Source organism: Saccharomonospora saliphila YIM 90502 (genome assembly GCF_000383795.1).
Lineage (GTDB): Bacteria > Actinomycetota > Actinomycetes > Mycobacteriales > Pseudonocardiaceae > Saccharomonospora > Saccharomonospora saliphila.
Genome location: NZ_KB912629.1, coordinates 38,537 through 43,395, shown reverse-complemented (window position 1 = coordinate 43,395; position 4,859 = coordinate 38,537). Strand labels below are relative to the sequence as shown.

5 protein-coding genes and 2 pseudogenes are annotated in these 4,859 nt (G+C 72.8%); all 7 read left to right on the top strand.

Annotated elements, in window-relative coordinates:
• Window positions 1-517: pseudogene (locus SACSA_RS26605) on the top strand (hypothetical protein); the annotation flags it as partial.
• Window positions 518-736: 219 nt separating this feature from the next.
• Window positions 737-1,597, top strand: coding sequence for an NUDIX hydrolase (locus tag SACSA_RS0104305; RefSeq protein WP_019813818.1), 861 nt, complete (start codon window positions 737-739; stop codon window positions 1,595-1,597).
• Window positions 1,594-2,379, top strand: coding sequence for an MBL fold metallo-hydrolase (locus SACSA_RS0104300; protein ID WP_019813816.1), 786 nt, complete (start codon window positions 1,594-1,596; stop codon window positions 2,377-2,379). The genes SACSA_RS0104305 and SACSA_RS0104300 overlap by 4 nt, the downstream gene beginning before the upstream one ends.
• A gap of 68 nt (window positions 2,380-2,447) precedes the next feature.
• Entirely contained in the window at window positions 2,448-2,546 is a 99-nt protein-coding gene (pqqA, locus tag SACSA_RS0104295) for a pyrroloquinoline quinone precursor peptide PqqA (protein ID WP_019813815.1), read from the top strand.
• Window positions 2,547-2,637: 91 nt separating this feature from the next.
• A pseudogene (gene pqqC, locus SACSA_RS0104290) lies at window positions 2,638-3,324 on the top strand (pyrroloquinoline-quinone synthase PqqC); the annotation flags it as partial.
• A 133-nt stretch (window positions 3,325-3,457) separates the two neighbouring features.
• The gene (gene pqqD, locus SACSA_RS0104285) at window positions 3,458-3,727 is read left to right on the top strand and encodes a pyrroloquinoline quinone biosynthesis peptide chaperone PqqD (RefSeq protein WP_019813813.1); all 270 of its coding nucleotides are present in this window, start codon (window positions 3,458-3,460) and stop codon (window positions 3,725-3,727) included.
• On the top strand, window positions 3,718-4,830 hold the full coding sequence (pqqE, locus tag SACSA_RS0104280) for a pyrroloquinoline quinone biosynthesis protein PqqE (protein WP_019813812.1): 1,113 nt from the start codon (window positions 3,718-3,720) through the stop codon (window positions 4,828-4,830). Before pqqD ends, pqqE begins: the two co-directional genes overlap by 10 nt.
• Window positions 4,831-4,859 lie beyond the last annotated feature (29 nt).

Genomic DNA, 4,859 nt, shown 5'->3' with positions numbered 1-4,859 from the left:
ACCGGTGACCGACTCGCCGGACACGGCCGCCCCTGCGGTCGGCACCACGGCGACGGACTTTCCGGAACCCACCACGGAGGCGCTGTCGGGATCGGTGTCGGAACGGCCCGCGGCCGGACCCGCACCGGCGCGCGAGCACACGCGGGAGGCCGGCCCTGACTCGGGCGCCGAGCCGGATCAGACCTCGGAACAGGAACTGACCTCCGCCGTGGAGTCGGCGGCCGAGGTGCTGGCCGAGTTCGAGAACAAGGTTGCCCAGACCACGGAGATGAGCCCGGAGGATGTCGCGCAGCTCCGGGCGGCGATCGCGGAGGACTCCGAGCGGGGCAGGGCGATCGCGGGCCTGACCAACCGCGCGGACGGCGGCGGGGCGCCCGATCTGAACCTGGACGACCCGCAGCTCTCCGAGCGCGACCGCGAACTGCTGCGCGAGCTGCACGCCGAGCTGGCCGAGCGCGAACGCGCCGAAGCCACCCGCACCCGCACCAACGGCGCCCAGCACCGCTGGAGCGACTGACCAGGCCCGGCGGCGTCACCCGCGTTGCCGCGAAGGACCCCTCGCTCGCGCGCGCCCACGGCCGGACGGCGCACTGGTGAGGGAGTCCCTCGGCGGCTCACCGCATCCGGCGGACAGGGGCCGGACGGCGGGTGGTCGGCGGGAACGACCGGTGGTTAGGGTGCTGGTCGTGACGGTGTTTCGGATTCACAGTCGCCCGCGCTTGGCCGGGGTGCGGCCATGACCGGCGGGGCGGGCTCGGGTGCAGGCCGGTCGATGCCCACCGTGTTCGAGGTACCCCGGCGGTCCGTACTCCCGGTGACGGCCGAGCACCCGGACGGAGTGCCGCCGGTCCCCGAGCGGGTCGCGGAGCCGAGGGATGCCGCCACCGTGGCGCTCGTGCGGGACGGCGCCGGGGGCGGGATCGAGGTGTTCCTCCAGCACCGCGTTCGGGGCATGGCGTTCGCGGGCGGGATGACCGTTTTCCCCGGCGGGGGTGTCGATCCGCGGGACGCCGACGCGTCGGTCGGCTGGGTGGGCCCGCCGCCGGACGAGTGGGCGCGGCGGTTCACCTGCTCCGAACCACAGGCCCGCGCACTCGTGTGCGCCGCCGTGCGGGAAACCTTCGAGGAATCCGGGGTACTGCTGGCGGGCACCGACACCGCCACGGTGTCGGACACCAGCGCCTACGCCGACGCCCGGCGGGCACTGGAGGCGCGGGAGATCTCGCTGGCCGGGTTCCTCGCGGGCGAGGGACTCGCCGTGCGCGCGGACCTGCTGCGCCCGTGGGGTCACTGGGTGACCCCCGAGCAGGAGTCCCGCCGCTACGACACGCGCTTCTTCGTCGCCGCCCTGCCGGACGGTCAGCACGCCGACGGCGCCACCACGGAGGCCGAGACGGCAGGATGGCAGCGCCCCGCCGAGGCGATCGCCGACGCGGAGGCCGGGCGCACCGCGTTGCTCCCGCCCACCTGGTGCACCCTCGCCGACCTGGGCGAGTTCGGCAGCGTTGCCGAGGCGCTGGCCTCCTCGCGGGAGATTCGCAGGATCACGCCACGCCTGGTCGTGGACGGTGACACGGTTCGAGTGGAGCTGGCATGACCCATCCCGCCTACGGTGTGCTGCGCGAGGTCACCCCCGCGGCGTCGGTGCTGTTGCAGAACAATCCGTCGACGATGACCCTCGACGGGACGAACACGTGGGTCCTGCGGGCCCCCGGTGCCTCCGGATGTGTCGTCGTGGACCCGGGTTACGCGCACGAGGACCACCTCGACTCCCTCGCCGCGCTCACCCGGACCCTGCCGGTCGAGCTGATCGTGCTCACCCACCACCATCCCGACCACGCCGAGGGCGCCGCCCCGCTGGCCGAGCGGGTGTCCGCGCCGGTGCGGGCGTTCGACGCGCGACTGTGCCTCGGAGGCGACCCGCTCGCTCCCGACGACGTCGTGCGCGCGGCGGGGCTCGCGCTGCGGGTCCTGCACACCCCGGGACACACGGCCGACTCGGTGACACTGTGCTTCACCCACGACGACCGCACGCACGTGCTGACCGGCGACACCGTGCTCGGGCGCGGCACGACGGTGCTGTCCGATCTCGGCCACTACCTGGCGTCACTGCGCGCGTTGCGCGCACTGCCCGCCGGCGCGCTCGGGCTCCCCGGCCACGGGCCCGAGCTTGCCGACCTCCCCGCGACCGCCCGCGCCTACGCCGAACACCGTGAGCAGCGGCTCGACCAGGTGCGCGCCGCGTTGCGCACGCTCGGCGAGGACGCCGACGCCCGGGCCGTCGTGGAGCACGTCTACGCCGATGTGGACCCCGCGCTGTGGGACGCGGCCGAGGCGAGCGTGGTGGCTCAGTTGGAGTATTTGCGGTCTGAGAGATAGCGCTTTCCGATCTCCGCTCGTTACGGTGTGGACGCTGGAGTCAGCCGCGGAACGGAAAGGAGCACACCGTGGTGCATTCGGATGACCGCGAGGTCTGGACGGCGCCGGACTTCGACGCCTACGACACGCCGATGGAAGTGACCGCCTACTTCGGCCGCATGGAGTAGCGCGCGTCGTGTCGACGCCAGTGGGAAAGCGCTTTCATAGCTGCTTCTCCCACTGGCGTCCGCCTCCGGTTCCCGTCGTCGAGGAGGAAGGCTGGTCGTGCCGCCGCTGACCGAAGAGGACTTCGTCGCCGCGCTGCGCGGACTCGAACATCGTTACTGGGGAGCACACCCGTTCCACCACCGCTTGCACGAGGGGGCACTCACACCGTGTGAGCTGCGGATCTGGGCGGCCAACCGGTGGTACTACCAGCGGATGCTGCCGCAGAAGGACGCGGCCGTGATCGCCAATTGCCCGGAACCGGAGATCCGCAGGCGCTGGCTCGACCGGATCGTCTATCACGACGGGAGCGCCGCGGGCGAGGGCGGTGCGGAACGCTGGTTGCGGCTGTGCGAGGCGGTGGGCCTGAGCCGGGACGAGGTGACCGACGAGCGCCGGGTCGTTCCCGGCGTGCGGTTCGCCGTGGACGCCTACGTCACCTTCGCCAGGACGAAGCCGTGGGTGGAGGCGGTCGCCTCCGGGCTGACCGAGATGTTCTCGGGGCACCTCATGCGCCGACGGGTCGGCGACATGCTGGCGAACTACCCCTGGATCAGCCGGGACGACCTCGACTACTTCACCACCCGGGTCGACGCGGTCAGCGGCGAGGGGCAGGAGACGCTGGAGATCGTGGTACGGCACTGCCGCACGCGCGCGCGACAGGACGCGGCGGTGCGTGCCCTGTCGTTCAAGTGCGACGTGCTGTGGTCCATGCTCGACGCGATCGAGACGGCGTGCGCCCGGCCGTCCGGAGCCAACCGCGAGGACGACCCGGCCCGCGCGGACGACGGGAGATCCGGCGAGGGCGCCGACCCCACCGCCCTGAGCCGCGCGGGGGTCGTGCCCGCCGCGCCGCGCGTGGAGGTGTAGCGCGGTGGCGGACGAGTCCCCCGGCACGCCGGTCCTGCGGCGCGGCGTGCGCCTGAGCTACGACCACACCCGGGACAGTCACGTCGTGCTGTTCCCCGAAGGAGTACTCGTGCCGAACCCGACCGCGATGGCCGTGCTGCGCCTCTGCGACGGGCGCACCGACGTCCCGGGCATCGTGGCCGCCCTCGACCGTGACTACGCGGGTGTCCGCGAGGACGACGTGCGGACCCTGCTCACCCGGCTGACGGACCGGCAGGTGATCACATGGACGTGACGGAGAAGCGGGCCGAGGTCGCACCGCCGCTCGGAATGCTCGCCGAGCTGACCCACCGGTGCCCGCTGCACTGCCCGTACTGTTCGAATCCCGTCGAGCTCGTCGGGCGCGAGCGGGAGCTGGACACCGAGACGTGGTTGTCGGTGCTGGACCAGGCGCGGGAGCTCGGGGTGCTCCAGGTGCACATGTCGGGTGGGGAGCCGCTCGCCCGGCCCGACCTGCCTGAGCTGGTGGAACGCGCCGCTGGGCTCGGCTGTTACGTCAACCTCGTGACCAGCGGGCTCGCGCTGACCGAACAGCGGCTGTCCGGCCTTCTCGACCGGGGACTGGCCCACGTGCAACTGTCGATGCAGGCGGCCGAGGAAGGGCTGGCGAACCGGCTGGCGGGCGCCAAGGCGCACGAGCGCAAGCTCGCCGCCGCCGAGCTGGTGAAACGGCTGGGGCTGCCGCTGTCGATGAACGTGGTCCTGCACCGCGGGAATCACGACCAGCTCGCCGACATCATCGACCTCGCCGAACGCATGGGCGCCGACCGGCTGGAGCTGGCGAACACCCAGTTCTACGGCTGGGCGATGCGTAACCGGGGCGCCCTGATGCCCACGCGGGAACAGCTCGCGGCGGCCGAGCCGGTCGTGCGGGAGGCGGCCGAGCGGCTGCGGGGCCGGACCGAGCTGGTGTACGTGCTCTCGGACTACTACGAGTCGTACCCGAAGCCGTGCATGTCCGGCTGGGGATCTCAGCAGCTCACCGTGTCCCCGGACGGCACCGTGCTACCGTGCCCGGCCGCGACAGCGATCACCACGCTACCGCTGGAGAATGTGCGCGACCGCCCGCTCGCCGGGATCTGGTACGACTCGGAGTCGTTCAACGCCTACCGGGGCGAGGACTGGATGCGGGACCCGTGCCGGACCTGCGAACGGCGCTCGATCGACTTCGGCGGGTGCCGTTGCCAGGCGTTCCAGCTCACCGGGGACGCCGCCGCGACCGACCCGGTGTGCAGCCGCTCGCCCGACCGGGGCGTCGTGGACGCATTGCTGGAGGCGCCCGCGCCGAGGGAGGCCGACGCCGACGGCCTGCCCGCGTTCGTCATGCGGGGGCCGTGATGCGGGTGCTGGTGCTGGGCACGGCCGCG